Source organism: Collinsella sp. AM13-34, assembly GCF_003473055.1.
GTDB lineage: Bacteria > Actinomycetota > Coriobacteriia > Coriobacteriales > Coriobacteriaceae > Collinsella.
This window is the reverse complement of the sequence record NZ_QRLE01000002.1, coordinates 123,213-142,416: the sequence shown is the minus strand read 5'-3', so window position 1 is coordinate 142,416 and position 19,204 is coordinate 123,213. Positions and strand designations below refer to the sequence as shown.

The 19,204-nt window shown below is 58.2% G+C and carries 12 protein-coding genes; 8 read left to right on the top strand and 4 right to left on the bottom strand.

Going from position 1 to position 19,204, the window contains the following annotated elements:
- Positions 1–169: 169 nt before the first annotated feature.
- Genes coaE through uvrB form a run of 3 tightly spaced genes read left to right on the top strand, consistent with a single transcriptional unit; the run spans position 170 to position 3,677 of the window.
- Entirely contained in the window at positions 170–811 is a 642-nt protein-coding gene (coaE, locus tag DW151_RS01345; protein ID WP_118094833.1) for a dephospho-CoA kinase, read from the top strand.
- Complete coding sequence (locus DW151_RS01340; protein ID WP_118334078.1) at positions 804–1,385, top strand: lytic transglycosylase domain-containing protein; 582 nt, start codon at positions 804–806, stop codon at positions 1,383–1,385. Before coaE ends, DW151_RS01340 begins: the two co-directional genes overlap by 8 nt.
- Positions 1,386–1,436: 51 nt before the next feature.
- Positions 1,437–3,677: an excinuclease ABC subunit UvrB gene (uvrB, locus tag DW151_RS01335; protein ID WP_118334077.1), complete on the top strand. Its 2,241-nt coding sequence runs from the start codon at positions 1,437–1,439 to the stop codon at positions 3,675–3,677.
- Positions 3,678–3,742: 65 nt separating this feature from the next.
- Here uvrB and DW151_RS01330 read toward each other — a convergent pair whose 3' ends face one another.
- The 4 genes from DW151_RS01330 to DW151_RS01315 all read right to left on the bottom strand — a co-directional run bounded on the left by DW151_RS01330 (position 3,743) and on the right by DW151_RS01315 (position 9,864).
- Positions 3,743–5,383, bottom strand: coding sequence for an NAD(P)/FAD-dependent oxidoreductase (locus DW151_RS01330; RefSeq protein ID WP_117798282.1), 1,641 nt, complete (start codon positions 5,381–5,383; stop codon positions 3,743–3,745).
- A gap of 79 nt (positions 5,384–5,462) precedes the next feature.
- A complete protein-coding gene (locus tag DW151_RS01325; RefSeq protein WP_117798283.1) occupies positions 5,463–6,734 on the bottom strand; it encodes an NAD(P)/FAD-dependent oxidoreductase in 1,272 nt (423 codons plus the stop codon).
- The gene (locus tag DW151_RS01320) at positions 6,735–7,565 is read right to left on the bottom strand and encodes an Mrp/NBP35 family ATP-binding protein (RefSeq protein WP_117798284.1); all 831 of its coding nucleotides are present in this window, start codon (positions 7,563–7,565) and stop codon (positions 6,735–6,737) included.
- A gap of 145 nt (positions 7,566–7,710) precedes the next feature.
- A complete protein-coding gene (locus DW151_RS01315) occupies positions 7,711–9,864 on the bottom strand; it encodes an LTA synthase family protein (protein WP_158571633.1) in 2,154 nt (717 codons plus the stop codon).
- Positions 9,865–10,057: 193 nt separating this feature from the next.
- On the opposite strand from DW151_RS01315, the gene uvrA reads away from it, so the two are divergent.
- The 5 genes from uvrA to DW151_RS01290 all read left to right on the top strand — a co-directional run bounded on the left by uvrA (position 10,058) and on the right by DW151_RS01290 (position 19,182).
- Positions 10,058–12,937, top strand: a complete 2,880-nt coding sequence (gene uvrA, locus DW151_RS01310) for an excinuclease ABC subunit UvrA (protein WP_117635941.1) — start codon at positions 10,058–10,060, stop codon at positions 12,935–12,937.
- Between the two features lie 132 nt (positions 12,938–13,069).
- Complete coding sequence (gene ybaK, locus DW151_RS01305; RefSeq protein ID WP_117798286.1) at positions 13,070–13,570, top strand: Cys-tRNA(Pro) deacylase; 501 nt, start codon at positions 13,070–13,072, stop codon at positions 13,568–13,570.
- Positions 13,571–13,675: 105 nt separating this feature from the next.
- Entirely contained in the window at positions 13,676–15,256 is a 1,581-nt protein-coding gene (murJ, locus tag DW151_RS01300; protein WP_117564878.1) for a murein biosynthesis integral membrane protein MurJ, read from the top strand.
- 6 nt (positions 15,257–15,262) lie between these two features.
- On the top strand, positions 15,263–17,203 hold the full coding sequence (gene uvrC / locus DW151_RS01295) for an excinuclease ABC subunit UvrC (protein ID WP_311774759.1): 1,941 nt from the start codon (positions 15,263–15,265) through the stop codon (positions 17,201–17,203).
- A 365-nt stretch (positions 17,204–17,568) separates the two neighbouring features.
- Positions 17,569–19,182, top strand: a complete 1,614-nt coding sequence (locus tag DW151_RS01290) for an ABC transporter substrate-binding protein (RefSeq protein ID WP_118334074.1) — start codon at positions 17,569–17,571, stop codon at positions 19,180–19,182.
- The last annotated feature ends 22 nt before the right edge of the window (positions 19,183–19,204 follow it).

The following is a 19,204-nucleotide window of genomic DNA, read 5'->3' as shown; positions in this document are numbered from 1 at the left end:
GACTTGAAGAAGGGGGAGGCCTCGCGGCCTCCCCCTTTTTTTGCGTTTTATAGAGAGCTGTAATACAAGAACTTGCCTTCGTTTAGCTTGTCTTACTGTTTGGCTGTATTTTGAGTCCTTCTTTTGTATTTGCGCGATAATAACTCCCATTGGCGTTAGGGAGGACTTGATGTTTACCGTTTTTGTCTTGGGCAATATTGCTTCGGGTAAGTCGACTGCCTGCCGCTATCTCGAATCTCATGGCGCCATGCTTATCGATCTGGACGAGCTTGCCAAATCGCTGTATGTGCCAGGCTCCGATATCGTCAATGCCCTCGCGGAAGAATTTGGCTGGGATATTTTGGACGAGGAGGGCGGCGTTCGCCGTAACATCCTCGCTTCTCGAGCTTTTGTTTCTCCTGATGCGGTCGCGAGGCTCAATAGCATTGTGCACCCCGTTCTCATTGAGCAGCTTTCGCTTAGGATTCTTGATCCGGTTTGCTGCACGGTTTCGTCCCCCCGTTATCCCTTTGCGGTTGTCGAGGTTTCTGCCCCGACTGGTTTTGAGGATGCTTTTGGCCTGGCTGATGAAATTCTGGTTATCAGCGCTCCTTTAGCAGTTCGTCGCGGGCGTGCTATTCATCGTGGTATGGAGCCCTCTGATTTTGATGCGCGTTCTGCATGCCAACCTGATGAGGCTTCGCTTTGCAATCTCGCTTCGACGGTAATCGATAATGCGGCGGGCGATAACTCGCTCTTTGAACAACTGGACGCTTGGCTTGTGCGCCATGGCTTCGGGGATGTAGTGGATAAGGAGGAGGTCGATGCCTAGGACACGTTTCTTTACGTGGTATCGCGTGGCGCCACTTGCCGTTGTGTTCGTCTTTGGCCTTATTTCGCTCGTCTACTCGTATGCTCCTGCCGCTTTCTTTAAGCCACTGTATCCGATTGACTACGAGGCGTACGTAAAGCAATCGAGCATTTCGCACAATCTTGATCCGTATCTGGTGTGTGCTGTCATAAAGTCGGAATCGAATTGGGATCCCGAGGCCGAGTCGAATCAAGGCGCTCGGGGATTAATGCAGCTGATGCCCGAGACTGCCCAGGATATGATTGCCAAAGGTCTTGTCGATGGTAGCGAGTATTCAGCCGACAACCTTAACGATCCCGCTACGAACATCGAGTTTGGCTGTGCGTATCTTTCGTATCTTCTAACGTATTTTAACGGGTCGACTGACAGTGCCATTGCCGCCTATAACGCTGGCATGGGCAATGTCGACGGATGGGCGCAGCAGAGTACGTCGTTTCATAATGCAATCACCTTTCCCGAGACGCAGGCGTATCTGATTCGTGTCAATAATGCCTGGGTTCGCTACAAGACCCTCTATCCCGATCGGTTCGTATAGGACTATGCCTGCCGCCTGCGTATACTGCAGAGATATGAGTTAGGAGTATCCATGGCGGAATTTGAAGTAGAACGCGTTGGCGGTGAACTTAAGCGCTTTGGCGTTGAGGGCGCTGACGTGCCGTTTAAGGTCGTGTCTCCCTATGACCCTGCAGGCTCTCAGCCTAAAGCCATTGAGTCGCTTGTGCAGGGTGTGAGGGACGGAGACCGCTATCAGGTTTTGCTGGGCGTGACTGGTTCGGGCAAGACCTTCACGATGGCAAAGACTATTGAGGCCCTGGGAAAGCCGACGCTGGTCATGGCTCCGAATAAAACGCTTGCCGCTCAGCTTGCGAGCGAGCTCAAAGAGTTCTTTCCCAATAACGCTGTGGTCTACTTCGTCTCGTACTACGACTACTATCAGCCCGAGGCGTATGTGCCGCAAAGCGATACATATATCGAGAAAGACTCATCGATTAACGAAGAGGTCGAGATGCTGCGCCATCAGGCGACCGCATCGCTGCTCTCTCGACGAGATGTGATCGTCGTCGCATCGGTCTCGTGTATCTATGGCATTGGCTCTCCTGAGGACTATGCGGGCCTAGCCCCGAACGTCGACAAGAAGGTGCCGCTCGAGCGCGATGACTTTATCCATGCACTTATCGACATTCAATATGATCGCAATGACTATGACCTGGCACGCGGCACGTTCCGCGTGCGCGGCGATGTTGTCGACGTGTATCCGCCTTATGCCGAGCATCCGTTGCGGTTTGAGTTCTTTGGCGACGAGGTCGAGCTGATTGCCGAGATCGATGAGGTCACCGGTGAGATGCTGCGTGAGTACGAGGCCATCCCCGTATGGCCGGCATCGCACTACGTGACCGAGAAGCCGAAGGTCAAGGCGGCTCTGAAATCGATCGGCGAAGAGTGCGAGAAGCGCGTGGCGGAGCTCAAGGCGACCGACAAGTTGCTCGAGGCGCAGCGTCTGCAGCAGCGTACCGATTATGATCTTGAGATGCTCGAGACGATGGGCTTTTGCAACGGCATCGAGAACTACTCGCGTCATCTGGACGGGCGTAAGCCGGGTGAGCCGCCGTTTACCCTGATCGATTACTTTCCTAAGGACATGCTCTGCATCATCGATGAGAGCCATGTGACGGTGCCGCAGATTCGCGGTATGCACGAAGGTGACCGCTCGCGTAAGGTAACGCTGGTGGAACACGGTTTTCGCCTGCCCTCGGCACTCGATAATCGCCCGCTTCGTTTCGATGAGTTTGAGGCAAGGATACCCCAGTTTATCTATGTTTCGGCCACACCGGGCGACTACGAGCTGCGGGTGAGCCAAAACGACGTGGAGCAGATTATTCGTCCGACCGGTCTGCTCGACCCCAAGATCGATGTGCGTCCGGTTCGTGGGCAGATTGACGATCTTGAGGACGAGATTCGCGAGCGCGTTGCCCGCAAGGAGCGCGTGCTGGTGACCACGCTCACCAAGCGCATGGCCGAGGACCTGACCGACCATCTGCTTGATGCCGGCATTAAGGTCAATTACATGCACTCCGATACAGCGACGATGGACCGTGTCGAGATCCTGCGAACGCTGCGCGAGGGAAAGATTGATGTTCTCGTTGGCATCAACCTGCTTCGCGAGGGCTTGGATCTCCCCGAGGTCTCACTGGTGGCAATTCTCGATGCTGATAAGGAAGGCTTCTTGCGCAACCGCCGTTCGCTGATTCAGACGATTGGCCGCGCGGCCCGTAACGCCGATGGCGAAGTCATCATGTATGCAGACGTTGTGACCGATTCGATGAAAGAGGCCATCGAGGAGACGCAGCGCCGTCGCGAGATTCAGATGGCATATAACGAAGAACATGGCATTGTGCCCAAGACGGTGCGCAAGGCCATCAACGACATCTCAAGTTTTATTGCCGAGGCCGAAAAAACCGTGGGTTCCAAGGGACGCTCGAAGGGCGACTCTCTTGGCCATGGCGCATTCTATACGCCCGATGAGTTGGGCGAGGGTGGCGTGCCGGAAACAGTGGCGCCCGAGCAGACACTTGCGGAGCAGTTGGAAGAACTGCCGCATGACGAGCTCGTGCGGATCGTCGAAACCATGGAAGAGGATATGCGTAACGCTTCTGCCGCCATGGACTTTGAGGAGGCGGCGCGCCTGCGCGATGCCGTCGTTCAGATTCGGGCGATGCTCGAGGGTGCGTCTGAGGACGAGACGATCGAGCGCTTACGTTCGCAGGCCCGCAAGGGTTCCACGTTCGCATCGGGCAGAAAACGCCAGGGTGCACGGTTTAAGAAATAGTGAACAGGCCCCGAGTTCCCTGTGGAGCTTGGGGCCTGTGTCTTTTGCGCGCTGGAATTCGTGCGTTAGAGGTCTGCGATCAGGGCTTCGGCACAACGGATGCCGTCGGTGGCCGCGCTCATGATGCCGCCGGCATATCCAGCTCCCTCACCACAAGGGTAGAGGCCCGGGGTCGACACGGCATGGCACGTTCGGTCTCGGGTGACAGTGACCGGTGAGCTCGAACGAGTCTCCACGCCGGTAAGAACGGCATCGGGGCAGTCGTAGCCGCGTAGCTTTTTTCCGAGTAGGGGAAGTCCCAGGCGGAGCGACTCGATGATATGCTGCGGCAGGGCTTCGTCAATTGCCGTCCAGGTCACACCGAGCGGATAGGTGGGCTTTACCTTTCCGGGCGCCTTACTGGCGCGTCCTGCGAGGAAATCTCCGACGAGCTGTGCTGGTGCGTTCCAGTTGGAACCGCCCAGGCGATAGGCGGCCGCCTCGCAGGCACGCTGGAGCTCGATGCCGGCGAGCGGGTCATTGTTGGGAAGGTCCTCAGGCGTGACGTTAACGAGCAGGGCGGCATTTGCGTTGCGTCCGTCGCGGGCATTGAGACTGGCCCCGTTGACGCACAGATGGCCCTGCTCGGAAGAGGCGGCGACAACCTGCCCGCCGGGGCACATGCAAAACGAGAACACGCTGCGGCCGTTGGGAAGATGGGCAACAAGTTTGTAGGGGGCCGCCCCGAGCGCTGGATGTCCCGCCGAGGCTCCATATTGGGCTCGGTCGATGTCGCGTTGCGGATGCTCGATGCGAACGCCCATGGCAAAGGTCTTTTGTGCGAGGGCCACGTTGTGGTCCTTAAGGAGCTCAAAAATATCGCGAGCAGAATGCCCGCAGGCGAGGATGAGGTGCTTTGTCTCGATTGACTCGTAAGCGGCGTCTTGGGACGATTGGACATCAATGCCGGTGATGGCGCCAGACGCGTCGATGCGAATGTCGACGAGCTTCGTTCGATAACGGACGGCACCTCCGAGCTGCTCGATGCGCTGGGATATAGCGGTGACAACCTTGGGAAGGATGTCGGAGCCAATGTGCGGCTTGGCATCCCACAGAATATCGCGGGGCGCACCCGCCTCGACGAAGGTTTCGAGGATAAGACGATGGGCGGGATTTTTTGTTCCCGTATTGAGCTTGCCGTCCGAGAAGGTCCCCGCGCCGCCCAGACCAAACTGGATATTGCTCTCGGGGTCGAGGATGCGCTCCTTTAGAAAGAGGTCGATCGCCCGCGAGCGGCGAAATGCCGGGTCGCCGCGCTCGATGAGCAAGGGCTTAAGACCTGCTTCGGCGAGCGTAAGCGCAGCGAAAAGGCCGGCGCATCCGGCGCCGACAACGACAGGGCGTTCTTGAGGTGCGTCGGAGGCGGGGGAGGGGAATGAAGGCTCATAGTCTTCTATCGCGCGTACGCGCGAGCGGTCACGCTCGGCAACGCTGTCGATCGCTTCTCGCTCGAGGTGGGGACTAGTCAGCTCAACACGAAAGCTCAGGATAAAATGGACGTCTCGTTTTTTGCGAGCGTCGATTGACTTGCGGTGGAGCTCGATGGACTTGATCTCGGAGTCTTTGCAACGCAGGACGCGTTTGACGACTCGCTTGCCAACGATGAGGCAGGCTTTTTCGTCGCCGGCCTCATCGAGCGACGCGTGGACTTGGGTGATTTCGATCATCGAGGTCTCCTTAGATGCAAAAAAGAGGCCGCTCGGTGTCCCAGACGGCCCGAATGCGTTTTGATTATAGACTGCGCGGCTATAGGCTGCTTGCAGCGCGAATACCCGAGATCCAAGCCCACGCAAGGTTGAAACCGCCGCAATCGGCATCGATGTCGAGCGCCTCGCCACAGATGTAAAGTGGGGCGCCTGCCGCGTTGCTCACGCAGAGGTTGGGAGCTGAGACACTCTCGATGGGCACGCCGCCGCGCGTGACCTGGGCCGAACGCTCCTCTGTCGTTCCCTCGACGAGCAGCTTAAAATGCTTGAGGATTGAGACCAGATGGATGGCGTCGTACGACCCGGGGTGGCACTGTTCGAATGCGGTGCAGACAACGTGAGAGAACTGCGGGGCGAGCATGCCGTCGAGCCAGCGGGGATCGCGGGGTGAAAAGCCGCCGAGCAACTCAACGCGCCGGTTGAGCATATCGAGCAACTCGTCTTTGGAGAGGTCGGGGAAAACGTCGAGCAGAATCGTGTCGCCGCACTGGACGCGACGGGAGAGGTTAAAGGCGGCAACGCCCGAGATGCCAAAGGTTCGGAAGAGCACTTCGCCGTCTTCGCGCCAGAGCCCCTCGTGATTGCGGGTGAGCGTCAAACGGGCGCGGACGCGCAGGCCATCCAGTGTCTTGAGCGCAGTCCGGTCGCCGAAGACCGATGCCGACACAGGGCAGAGGACGGGGTGCTGCGGGGTGAGGGAAAGATCGAACGTCTTTGCGATGTCGGCAGGGTTGCCGCCCGTAGCGATAATTACGGCCTTTGCCTGCAGTGTCTCGTTCTTGCGAGGGGTGTCGGCGAGCGCCTTCCGAAGCGAGCGGAGTTCCGATTTTCGGTCATCGTGCTTTTTTGCCTTGAGTGCTCGCGCGGGACGGTCTATTTGGAGTGCCCAGCCCTCGGGAGCTTTGAATGCCGAGGCAACGTTTGCTCCGCAGATCAAGGTGATACCCAGGCGATTGCAAGCGTTGAGAAGCGCATCGCGCACCGATTCGGCACGAAGGGAGCGCGGATACAGCCGGCCCTCCTCGGAGGTCGTCATGATGCCCAGCGAGGAGAAGAAACCCATAAGCTCTTGTTCGGGCTGGAGGCCCATGACGGATTCGACGAATGCGGGGTGGTTATACCGCTGAGGATCAATCGATTCGTTGGAGAGGTTGCAGCGGCCGTTACCGGTCGCAAGGAGCTTGAGGCCGCAGGCGACATCGCGCTCAACGATGCAGACGCTTTTGCCAGCGCGTGCGGCCGTAATGGCGGCGGCGAGGCCTGAAGCCCCGCCGCCGATTACCAAGACGTCATAGATGGCGCTCGCGTTCACTTAGGCCTCGTCGGTCTCGTGCGGGGTAATAGCCTCGACGGCAGAGACTGCCTTGGGCAACATGCCATCGGGCAGCGCGGTCTCGACCTCGCCCTTATCGCAGGCCTCGGCGAGTACCGGATTAATGGGAAGCTGGCCCAAGATGTCGAGGTTATAGCGCTCTGCGACCTCGGGGAGCTTGCTCTTGCCAAAGACCTCGATCTTCTTGCCGCAGTCGGGGCACTCAATATAGCTCATGTTCTCGACAATGCCCAGAATGGGGACGTTCATCTTCTCGGCCATGTTGACCGCCTTGGCGACGATCATCGAGACCAGATCCTGCGGGCTCGTGACGATGACGATGCCGTCGACGGGCAGCGACTGGAAGACGGTGAGCGCGACGTCGCCTGTTCCCGGAGGCATGTCGACCAGCAGGTAGTCGATGGGGCCCCACGAGGTCTCGCTCCAGAACTGCCTAATGGCGCCTGCGATGACCGGACCGCGCCAAAGGACGGGGTCGGTCTCGTTTTGGAGCAGCAGGTTGGAGCTCATGACCTTGACGCCGTGCTCGGAGATTTCGGGCAGCATAAGGTTGCCAAGGGCATGGACGTGGCGTCCGCTCATACCGAACATCTTGGGGATAGAGGGACCGGTGATGTCGGCATCGAGGACGCCGACCTTGTGGCCGTGACGGGCAAGCTCGGTGGCGATGGCGCCGGTGACAAACGACTTGCCGACACCGCCCTTGCCGGAAAGCACGGCGATGACGCGCTTGACCTCGGACAGCGTGTTCTCCTCAAATTGCGATGGCGACGTTTGTCCGCCGGCGGCCTGTGCGTGTTTGCAACCCATGTATGACTCCTTTGTATATGCTGGGGCCGGGGCCCCGCGATGTGACACGAGCGTCATTGTACCCTCGTTTGCGAGCGGGAGTCATTTGCGATGCATTTGGGCCGAGCGCGCTTGCAATATGATGGGCCCAAGCGAATGGGCGGGCTTACTGAACTTTGCTGGCGAACTCGAGGTACTGCATGCGCTGCAGCTTGTCGATCGTCGAGGCGTAGGGGCTGTCTTCCGATTCCAAGTCGTAGCGCAGCCCGTCGGCACCGAGATAGCCGGCGACATTGATGGTGGGTACATCTGACCTTGTCGCAAGCAGGGCCTTTTGGTAATTGGTGAGCGGAGCGCCGATCTTATTAAGGGTAATGGCTGCAATCTCGTTTGCCCCGACGGTGTCGTAGACGTTGAGCTCGGTATTGCCGGCGATCTCATAGTTAGCCCAGACGAGATATGTCGACTGATAGATACGGAAAGCGTGGCTTGCCGTATCTTCCTGAGGGTACAGCTCGTCGTTGAGAGTCGTTGCGGCGCTCGGCTGATGGTCGCCAAAAAAGACAAGAACAACCGGTCTGCCGATATTGCGGAGCTCGTTGATAAAGTACTCGAGGTCCCGGTCGGATGCGTTGATGCAGGTGAGATAGGTGTTGAGCGCGCTGTTGGCGCCTTCGCTGGCTCCCTCGACCCAATAGTTTGTCAGCTCTTCGGCGGGAACGGTGCCATAGTCGTAGCCGCCGTGATTTTGCATCGTGACGTCAAAGATGAACTGTGGCGCTTCGTCGGTTCTAAGCAAGTCGAGTATCTTGTCGTAGGTGGCGTAGTCGCATACGCCGGCATGGTAATAGGGCGCACCTTCGAAATCGCCGATTGAAAGAAAGTCTCCAAAGCCCAGCTGCTGATAGATTTTATCTCGATGGTAGTTGACGGGGTTTTGCGGGTGCATAGCGGTAGTGGTATACCCAAGCTCTTTAAGGTCTTTTGCCAGGCTGTTTACGCCATTCATCTGATACAGCTGATAGGGGATCTTGCCTAATCCGACAAAGGCCGTTGTCGCTCCGGTCAAAAATTCGAATTCGGAGTTCGCCGTTCCGCCACCGGCGACCGAAGCGAGCATGGTGCCGCGAACAAGTGTGTCGGGAAGCGAGTTGTAGAATGCGGGGCCGGTGTACCCGGCCGCCTGGAGCTGCTCAAAGCACGAAAGGTCGCTAAAACTCTCATTCATGACGGCAACAATCGTCGGCTTGATTTCATTGAACTGGGCAACGGCCGCCGCGCGCTGTTCGCTCGAGCCATATGTGCTGTCGTAGACGGCGGCGAGCTCCTGCTCGATGCTCTGTGCCTCATCGGGCGTATAGTCTTCGGGCTTCTCAATGGGCAACTCGTTGACCATTTCGGTGAACGAAGTGATAAAACCCTGAGACGCATACGTGGTGATGGGCTGCCAACGGTCAAATCCAAAATCCAGCGCCTGCTCCAAGTCGATGTTGGAAAAGCCTGAGAGCCCCACAACGGTCACTAGCAGAAAAGCACAGAGGTTAGCGGCGATAGCGGGGAAGACATGGGTGGGCGTACGGAGCTTTTGCGGTCGGATGAGCGAAAGAAGCCCCAAGGAAATCTCCAGCAGGGCGAGAGAGGTTACGATTCCGGCGGTAAAGGTAAACTCGTATCCCTCGCTCACTTCCATTGCGGTGCCAAGGGCCAAGATATCGCTTGGCAGGATGGCTTCGCCTTTAAACGTTATGACGAAGTGCTCGGCAATGCCAAGGATGCAACAGATGATGGGCACGAGGGCCATGACGCCTCCATGACGCTGTCCCAGCAAATAAAGGGAGAGCAGAACCGTCGCGAGCAGCCCGACGGAAAACCCGAATGAGTTGGCGGGAATGCGATAGAACGTTTCGTTGCAGGCAATTTCGAGTGAAACGAACGAGAGCGCTGAAACAGCGGCGATGACAAGGATGTCACGGCAAATACAGGCAACTGTTCCCGTCGCAAGGTCGGTTTGGTCGATAAGTCCCGAAACCAAGGGCTCGACAAGAAGCATGACGGCGGCAGCACCGAGCGCCGAATAAGAAAGGATCCATAGGGAGCTGCCCTCATTTACGAGCAATTGATTCGTAACCCATGCAGCTACCACGCCGAGCGGGATGAGGAGCGTCGCGCACCAAAAGACGCGGGCAATGGGTGGCTTTTCGTTGCGTTTGATTGAAAAATACACGCGCACGACGACGGCGGCCACGATAAGGACGGCGACGAATATGGGCAGATTGGCCATGTCGCTCGAAGTGATTTCAAGGGGGATATCTTCGGTCATGGACGTTCCTCTGGTACAGCAAATTAAGTTCAGTATTAGATTACTGTAACCTTTCCACGGCATTTCGAGAAACAAAGCGCCCGATACGCAAAGCTAAAGGTCTGCGAATCTTGTATTACGAACATCTGTGCGCGTCGAGTGCGCTAAACTCATCGGCAGTATGATTCGATGCAATAGGAGGCAAGGAGCTTCCATGTCTGATTCTTCTATCGTTATTCGCGGCGCTCGTGAGCATAACCTCCGGGATATCGATGTTTCCATTCCGCGTGACCAACTCGTGGTCATTACCGGTCTTTCTGGCTCGGGCAAGAGTTCGCTGGCATTCGACACTATCTATGCCGAGGGCCAGCGTCGATACGTCGAGAGCCTTTCGAGTTATGCGCGCCAGTTCTTGGGCCAGATGGACAAACCCGACTTGGATTCAATCGACGGCCTTTCGCCGGCGGTGTCGATCGACCAAAAGACGACATCTAAAAACCCTCGCTCGACGGTTGGCACCGTAACCGAGATTTATGACTATCTGCGTCTGCTGTTCGCCCGTGTGGGCACCCCGCACTGTCCCGAATGCGGCCGCGTCATTGAGCGCCAGACGACCGACCAGGTCGCCGATAAGGTCCTGGCGGCGGGGGAGGGCCGCCGCGCGTTTGTGCTGGCACCGGTGGTGCGCGGGCGAAAAGGCGAGTACACCAAGCTGTTTGAGGACCTTCGCGCCGAGGGCTTTAGCCGCGTGCGTGTCGACGGCGAGGTTCGCTCGCTTGATGACCCTATCGATTTGGATAAGAAATTCAAGCACGATATCGAGGTCGTGGTCGACCGCATCGTGATTCGCGAGAACTCGCTGGGCCGTATTGCCGAGTCCGTTGAACAGGCGACTGCGCTGGCGCACGGCAATGTGAACGTATACTTGCTGCCCGACCGCGACGCTCCCGAGGGGACCGAAGGCGAGTTGCTGGAGTATTCGCTGGCGTTAGCGTGCCCGGAGCATGGACACTCCATCGATGACCTGCAGCCGCGTGATTTCTCGTTCAACGCGCCCTATGGCGCGTGCCCCGAGTGCGATGGCCTGGGCTTTAAGAAGACGGTCGATGCCGAGGCCCTAATCGAAGACCCCTCGAAGTCGATCGCCGACGGGGTCTTTGGCAGCCTGTTTGGCAACTCTAACTACTATCCGCAGATTTTCGCTGCGGTCTGCAAACACTTTAAGGTGAGCGTCGATACGCCGTGGGAGGATCTGCCTCCGCGGGTGTGTCGTGCGTTTTTAGACGGCATGGGCGACCAGAAGATTTCGGTCGACTATCAAAAGCTCGATGGGCGCCGCAGCCAGTGGGACACCAAGTTCTCGGGTGTGCGCAATATCCTGTACGAGCGCTATACCGAGACGACGAATGAGAACACCAAGGCGCGCTTGGAGAAGTACATCCGCGAGGAGCCGTGCTCGAGCTGCCACGGCGCTCGTTTGCGCCCCGAGATGCTCGCCGTCACCGTGGGCGGCAAGTCCATTTACGAGGTTTGTTGTCTGTCGTGCCGTGAGTCGCTCGAGTTTTTTGAGGGCCTGGAACTCACCGAGCGCCAACAGTTTATCGGCGGACGCATCGTCAAGGAAATCCTGGAGCGCCTGCGTTTTCTGGTCGATGTCGGACTCGACTATCTGACCCTCGATCGTGCCTCGGCGACGCTTTCCGGAGGCGAGGCCCAGCGCATTCGCCTGGCAACGCAGATCGGCGCCGGCCTCATGGGTGTCCTGTACATTTTGGACGAGCCATCGATTGGCCTCCATCAGCGCGATAACGAGCGCCTGATCAAGACGCTTGAGCGCCTACGCGATATCGGCAATACCGTCATCGTCGTCGAGCATGATGAGGATACGATTCGTGCTGCCGACTATGTGATCGACATGGGCCCCGGCGCGGGCGTGAACGGCGGACACGTAGTCGCGGCGGGAACGCCTGCCGATATCATGGCGTGTCCCGAGTCGATGACGGGCGCTTATCTGACCGGCAAACGAATGATCCGGGTTCCCGATGAGCGCCGCAAGCCCGGTCGCGGCTGCCTTAAGATCACGGGCGCCCGCGCCAACAACCTCAAAAACGTTACCGCCAAGATCGAGTTTGGTACGCTTACGGTCGTTACCGGCGTGTCGGGATCGGGTAAGAGCTCCCTGGTTACCGACACTATCGCACCTGCCCTTACGAATGCCATTCACCGTTCGACGCGCCCTGTGGGTCCGTATAAGAAAATCGAGGGCATCGAGTGTATCGATAAGGTTATCGATATCGACCAGTCGCCGATTGGCCGCACGCCGCGTTCCAACCCTGCTACGTACATTGGCCTGTGGGATGATCTTCGCGCGCTGTTTGCGAGTACGCCGGAGTCGAAGGCGCGCGGCTACTCGCCGGGACGTTTCTCCTTTAACGTGAGCGGCGGTCGCTGCGAAGCATGCAAGGGCGACGGACAAATTAAGATCGAGATGCACTTCCTTCCCGATATCTATGTCCCCTGTGAGGTCTGCGGCGGCAAACGCTATAACCGCGAGACGCTTGAGGTCACCTACCGTGGTAAGACCATCTCGGACGTGCTCGACATGAGCGTCACCGAGGCACTGGCCTTCTTTGGGAATATCCCGCAGATTAAGCGCAAGCTCCAGACGCTGTACGATGTAGGCTTGGGCTACGTGAGCCTGGGCCAGCCCGCTACGACGCTCTCGGGCGGCGAGGCGCAGCGTGTGAAGCTCGCCAAGGAGCTTCATCGACGCCAGACGGGCAAGACGTTCTATATTTTGGATGAGCCGACGACCGGCCTTCATTTTGAGGACGTCCGCCAGCTGCTCGATGTGCTGCAGCGCTTGGTCGATGCGGGCAACACGGTGCTGGTGATTGAACACAACCTTGATGTCATCAAGGTTGCCGACCGCCTGATCGATATGGGCCCCGAGGGCGGTAACGGCGGCGGAACCGTCGTGGTTTCGGGCACACCGGAGCAGGTTGCGGACTGTCCGCAGAGTTATACGGGCAAGTTTTTGGCGCCGTTGCTCAGGCGTGACCGGGAGCGTCAGGCTCAACTTGATGCTCAATAAATAGGCGATTCAGTTTATGGGCGCCATCGACTCCTTGTGATTCGATGGCGCTTGCTGTGTCGAAGTGACGTATGCAGCCGAATTGGACATATACTTAATCCTTGCGTCCGAATGCGAGGGAAAGGATATGCCATGGCAAAGGCTGTAAAGACGCCAAAAACCAATGCGATGCGCGAGCTGGAAAGCGCCGGCATTTCCTATGTTCTACATACGTACGAAGACGATGGTGATGAGTCGGCGGGCCTGGGGGTCGCGATTTCGGAGCAGCTTGGCGAGGAGCCCGGACAAGGATTTAAGACCTTGGTCTGCGTGACGCCGTCCAACGACCACGTCGTGTGCTGCATCCCTGTTGCCGACGAGCTCGATCTAAAGTCCGCCGCGCGTGCCGCGGGGGAGAAGTCCTTGGCCATGGTGCATGTGAAGGATTTGCTTGCGGCGACTGGCTACGTTCGCGGCGGCTGCAGTCCGGTCGGTATGAAAAAACGCTACCGGACGCTCATTGATGAGACATGTGTCCTTTGGGATACCATTTTTATTTCGGGAGGCAAGCGTGGTTATCAGCTTGAGCTTGCACCTGATGATTTAATTGCATTTTGCGGGGCGACGGTCGCCCCGATTACGAGAGAGGACTGAGCGATGCCGCAGGAAGAATTGAAGTGCGGAGCTCATTTTGCAAAAGAATCTGCGCCTCAGACACCCTCATCCGAAGCTTCTTCGTCGCGAGACGACACTGACGACATGGGCTCGTCGGACTACTCCACGGTTGGTCGTTCCGCCGGGCTTATGACCATCCTGACCATCGTGTCTCGCGTCACCGGTTTTATCCGCACGTGGGCAATGGCGGCCGCTATCGGCATGTCGCTGCTCTCGTCTTCCTATCAGGTCGCCAACAACCTGCCCAATATGCTCTACGAACTCGTGATGGGCGGCATGCTCGTGACGGCGTTTTTGCCCGTGTACATGGGCGTGAGGCGTGAGCAGGGTCGCGAGGCCTCTAACGAGTACGTGGGCAACCTGCTCGGTATTCTGCTATTGGTGCTGGGTGGCATTTCGTTGCTGGGGACCGTGTTCGCCCCGGGCTTTATCTGGACGCAATCGTTCCTTTCGGGTGACGGCGGCAGCATGGATACCGCTGCGTTCATGTTCCGTTTCTTTGCCATCCAGATTCTGTTTTATGGTTTGGGCTCGGTGTTTTCGGGCGTCCTCAACGCACACCGCGACTACTTCTGGTCGACGTTTGCCCCGGTCCTCAACAATGTGATCGTCATTGCGAGCTTTATGGGCTTTGCGCCCGTGTCCGCACAGTTTGGCGAACGTGCCGGCATCATCTTGATTGCGGCCGGTACGACCCTCGGTGTCTTTGTTCAGATGGCATGTCAGATCCCCGCGCTTGGCAAGCACGGCGTGCATCCCCATATCCATATCGACTTTAAGGACCCCGCACTGCGCCAGACGATTGCGCTCGGTATCCCGACGCTGCTCGCTACGGTGTGCATGTTTGTCTCGACTTCTATCACGAACGCTGCCGCGCTGGTGGTCCAGCCCGAGACCGGTCCTTCCGTCATCGCCTATGCGCGCCTGTGGTACACGCTGCCCTACGCGCTGATTGCCGCCTCGCTTTCGACGGCGCTCTATACCGAGCTCTCTCACGACGCACAGGAGAAGGATTACGACAGCGTCCGCACGGGCATTTCGCGTGGCGTCGCCCAGATGCTGTTCTTCCTGATTCCATTCGCGCTGTACCTGATTGTCTTCGCGCGTCCGCTCAACATGATCTACTGCGCTGGCAAGTTCGATGAGTCCGGTGTGGCGCTGGTGTCGGAGTTCCTTATCTACCTGGCACTTTCCCTGCCGCTCTACGGCGTGGTCGTGCTGATGCAGAAGAGCTTCTCTGCCTTGCTCGACATGAAGCCCTATAGCCGCTATTGCCTGTATTCCGCCATCGGCCAGGCCGGCTCGGTTCTGCTGTTTGGCGTTGTGCTGGGCTTCGGTATGCCGGCAATCGCGCTTTCGTATGTCGTCGACTACGTGATCTTGGTCGGTTGCTCGCTGTGGTGGCTGCGTCGTCGTCTGCGTGGTCTTCAGGTTAAATCTATCCTGCATGGCGGTTTCTTTGGCCTTTTGCTCGGTGGCCTGGGTGCTGCCGCAGGCGCCGGCGTCATGTGGGCGCTTGAGCACTTTGTCGGGGCACTTGGCGGCTCGATTCTGATTACTCTTGGCTACGTTTGCGTTGCGGGTGTCGTCTCGCTTGCTGTTACCTTTGGCCTTGCCGTCGTCCTTAAGATGCCCGAGGTCTCGGCGCTGATTCGTCGCAAGTAGGTGCGCGTGGCCGGTCACGACAACATTCCAACGCTTGCCGAGCAGGTTTCGCGCGTTCCCACGCAGCCCGGCTGCTACCTTTGGAAAGACGCCAAGGGCGATGTCATCTACGTGGGCAAGGCGAAAAACCTGCGCGCCCGTATGCGTCAGTACGTGACGCTGCAGGACGAGCGCCAGAAGATCCCGCTGATGATGCAGCTGGTGGCGAGCTTTGACTATATCGTGGTGGAGACCGAGCACGAGGCGTTGGTGCTCGAGCGCAATTTGATTGGTCAGTACCATCCGTACTTTAACGTCGACCTCAAGGATGACAAGAGCTACCCCTTTATCGCCATTACAAAGGGCGACCTGTATCCCGCTATCAAATACACGCGTGAGCGTCATAAGCCGGGAACGCGCTATTTTGGACCTTATACCGATAGCCGCGCGGCACGTGAGACGATAGATACGCTGCGCAAGGTTATCCCCATCTGCTCCGCATCCTGTGCGGAGTGGCGTCGTTGTCGCCGTATCGTCGAGTCCCACAAGGGCGAGGAAGACATCGTCAATATGATTTGCGCGCAAAACGGGCGCCCCTGCTTTGACTACCATGTCGGGCGCGGCCCGGGTGCGTGTGTCGGCGTGATTTCCCCGGCAGACTATGCCAAGAACGTCAAGCGTGTCGAGCGCTTTTTGTCGGGCCATCGCAAGGATGTCGTCGATGAGCTGACCTCCGAGATGACGGATGCCGCTGAGGCGCTCGACTTTGAGCGCGCGGCACGCGTCAAACGTCGTTTGGAGGTCATCAGGGGTCTGGACGATCGTCAGCAAGTCGTTTTTCCCTCCAGTGTCGATATAGATGTCATCGGTTTCTATCGCGAGGAGACCATCTCCGCCGCTTGCGTCTTCGTCGTTCGCGAGGGCCGAACAGTTCGCACCTGCGAGTTCATTCTCGACAAGGGTCTTGATGTTGACGAGGAAGAGCTCCAGTCGGGCTTTCTTAAGCGCTATTACGACGAGACGGCTGATATTCCAGCTGAGGTCAACCTTTCCGTCGAGCTTGAGGATGCGGAAGCGCTGGGGGAGTGGCTTGCGGGCAAGCGTGAGCGTTCCTGCCATCTCCATAGGCCGCAGCGTGGCGAAAAGCACCGTCTGCTCGATATGGCATCCAAAAATGCGCGCCATGCCCTCATGCGCTACATGATGCGAACGGGGTACGCTGACGACCGCACCAATCAAGCGCTCCTGGAGCTCGAAAGTGCGTTGGCGCTGCCATCGCCGCCGTTGCGTATCGAGTGCTTCGATATCTCTACACTGCATGGCACCTTTACGGTCGCCTCGATGGTGGTGTTTACCAACGGGCGCGCCGACAAGAGTCAGTATCGTCGTTTTAAAATTCAGGCCGAATTGGACGAGGCAAACGACTTCGTGTCGATGTCCGAGGTTTTGGGACGACGTTATGCTCCCGAGCGCATGGCCGACGAGCGCTTTGGCTCGCGCCCCGATTTGCTCGTTGTCGATGGCGGTAAGCCGCAATTGACCGCTGCGATCAAGCAACTTGAGGCTCTTGGGCTCGATATACCAGTTTGTGGCTTGGCAAAGGCCGATGAGGAGGTTTTCGTGCCTTGGGACGAGACTCCCGTCGTGCTGCCGACCGGGTCCGCGTCGCTCTATCTAATTAAACAGGTGCGCGATGAATCGCACCGTTTTGCCATCACGTTCCATCGCGAATTGCGCGATAAAGCCATGACGGTTTCGGTACTCGATGACGTTCCAGGCGTGGGACCCACCAGAAAACGTGCCCTTATGCGCCATTTTGGCTCGATGAAGCGTTTGCGCGCGGCGAGCGAGCAAGAGATCGCGGAAGTTCGAGGCATTCCTGCCGATGTCGCCAAAGCGGTTCACGAGGCGCTCGTTGCATGGAATGCCGAGCGCGCCGAGGCGGCGGCAAAGCAATCCGAAAACTAAACACGCCTCTAAACAACTGATATACATGATTGCGTGATTTTCAATCATTTATTTCACGGCGATTACCAGCCGATTTCGGGTTTAATTAACGCTAAAACGTTTGACTAGCCATGGTGAACAACCCTGCTATCCTGCGGGTTGACGAAGACTGATATCTCACCTCGTCGATACATACTGTCTGGCGAATCGTTTGTCAATGAATTCGGTGAACGGTAGCAAATACCGTTCAAGCGTATGTATGTATCGGTCGCCGAGCGCGGCACCTCAGTTGGGTTCGTCGGTAGGTAAGGTATATATCGTCCGCAAGTTGCGCGGGGGCACGTCTAGGCGCTCCCGGGTAAGATTCTCTATTGATAGGAGAAGACATGGCCATCATCAACAAGGGTATGTCCAGGCGTTCGTTCCTCGGCCTCACCGGCAGCGTCGCTGCTGTCGCAGGGCTTGGTCTCACCGGCTGCGGTGGCAGCTCTAGCGACGAGGGTTCCGCTTCCGGTTCCACCGATTCCGCCAACCGTGGCGGCGGCGTGATCACCGCTGGTTCCGCTTACGCTCCGTCCAGCTTCGATCCCGCCAGCACCGGCTCCGCTGTGGGCCTGGGTGCTAACTGGCACGTCGTCGAGGGCCTCTACGGCATCGATTACCACGACTACAGCACCTTCAAAGAGCTCGCCACCGACGATCCCAAGTCTGTGGACGACACCACCTTCGAGGTCACCATCCGCAAGGGCGCCAAGTTCTCCGATGGCACCGAGGTCACCGCTGACGATGTCGTCGCCTCCTACACCGCTTGCGCCGCTTCCGCTACCTATGCTCCGTTCTTCCAGCCCTTCGAGTCCATCGAGGCCAAGGACGCCAGCACCGTGACGGTCAAGACCAAGGTCCCCAACTTCTCCCTGCTCAAGGATCGTCTGGCCATCGTCCGCGTTACCCCGGCCACCCAGACCGAGGAGGATCGCGCCAAGCAGCCGATCGGCTCCGGCCCCTGGATGTACGACTCTATCTCCGATACCGAGATCACCCTGGTTCCCAACCCCGAGTACAACGGTGAGTATGCTGCCGAGGATAAGAAGATCCAGTACAGCATCCTGACCGACCCCACCGCTCGCGTTACCGCTCAGCAGGAGGGCTCCACGCTCGTTATGGAGCTCGTCACCGCTGACGCCGTCGACCAGCTCGAGAGCGCCGGCTGCAAGATCGACAACGTCCAGGGCTTCGGTACCCGCTTCATTATGTTCAACGTTGCCAAGGAGCCTTGGAACAACGTCAAGGTCCGTCAGGCCGTCATGTACGCGCTCGACACCGAGAAGATGGTCAGCAACACCTTCGCCGGCCTTGCCACCGCTGCCAGCTGCTACCTGCCCAAGAGCTTCACCAACTATCATGAGGCTTCCACGGTCTACAAGACCGACGCCAAGAAGGCCAAGAAGCTCATTGAGGAGTCCGGCATCACCCCGGGTGCCATCACCCTGCGCACCACCGACAACGAGCAGATTAAGGGCATGGCCGCCCAGGTCAAGAACGACCTCGACGCTCTCGGCTTCGACGTGACCATCCAGACCGATACCTCGCCGGCCACCTACGCTGCCATCGACGGCGGCGAGGCCTACGATATCCTCCTTGCCCCTGGCGATCCGTCCTGCTTCGGCGCTGATCCCGACCTGCTGCTTAACTGGTGGTACGGTGACAACGTCTGGATGCAGACCCGTTGCCCGTGGAAGGAGTCCGCTGAGTGGGAGAAGCTCCACGGTCTCATGGACGAGGCTCTTGCCGCCGAGGGCGACGAGCAGCAGAAGAAGTGGAACGAGTGCTTCGACATCATCGCCGACAACGCCGTTCTGTACCCCGTTGTCCACGTTAAGACCGTCTCCGCTTCCTGGGACGATCCGTCCACCGCGCCCAACGGCGAGGCCCTCGATGGCTTCAAGGGCATCGGCACGACGAGCATGTCCTTCAGGGGCGTCGCGACCGTCAAGGCCTAAGACTCGCTTGAGTCATATGTAG

Bases quoted from the DNA above. Each gene is read 5' to 3' on its own strand.
- coaE (WP_118094833.1), top strand. From the start codon at position 170: ATGTTTACCGTTTTTGTCTTGGGCAATATTGCTTCGGGTAAGTCGACT.
- DW151_RS01330 (WP_117798282.1), bottom strand. From the start codon at position 5,383: ATGATCGAAATCACCCAAGTCCACGCGTCGCTCGATGAGGCCGGCGAC.
- DW151_RS01290 (WP_118334074.1), top strand. From the start codon at position 17,569: ATGGCCATCATCAACAAGGGTATGTCCAGGCGTTCGTTCCTCGGCCTC.
- ybaK (WP_117798286.1), top strand. From the start codon at position 13,070: ATGGCAAAGGCTGTAAAGACGCCAAAAACCAATGCGATGCGCGAGCTG.
- uvrB (WP_118334077.1), top strand. From the start codon at position 1,437: ATGGCGGAATTTGAAGTAGAACGCGTTGGCGGTGAACTTAAGCGCTTT.
- murJ (WP_117564878.1), top strand. From the start codon at position 13,676: ATGGGCTCGTCGGACTACTCCACGGTTGGTCGTTCCGCCGGGCTTATG.
- DW151_RS01340 (WP_118334078.1), top strand. From the start codon at position 804: ATGCCTAGGACACGTTTCTTTACGTGGTATCGCGTGGCGCCACTTGCC.
- DW151_RS01315 (WP_158571633.1), bottom strand. From the start codon at position 9,864: ATGACCGAAGATATCCCCCTTGAAATCACTTCGAGCGACATGGCCAAT.
- uvrA (WP_117635941.1), top strand. From the start codon at position 10,058: ATGTCTGATTCTTCTATCGTTATTCGCGGCGCTCGTGAGCATAACCTC.
- DW151_RS01320 (WP_117798284.1), bottom strand. From the start codon at position 7,565: ATGGGTTGCAAACACGCACAGGCCGCCGGCGGACAAACGTCGCCATCG.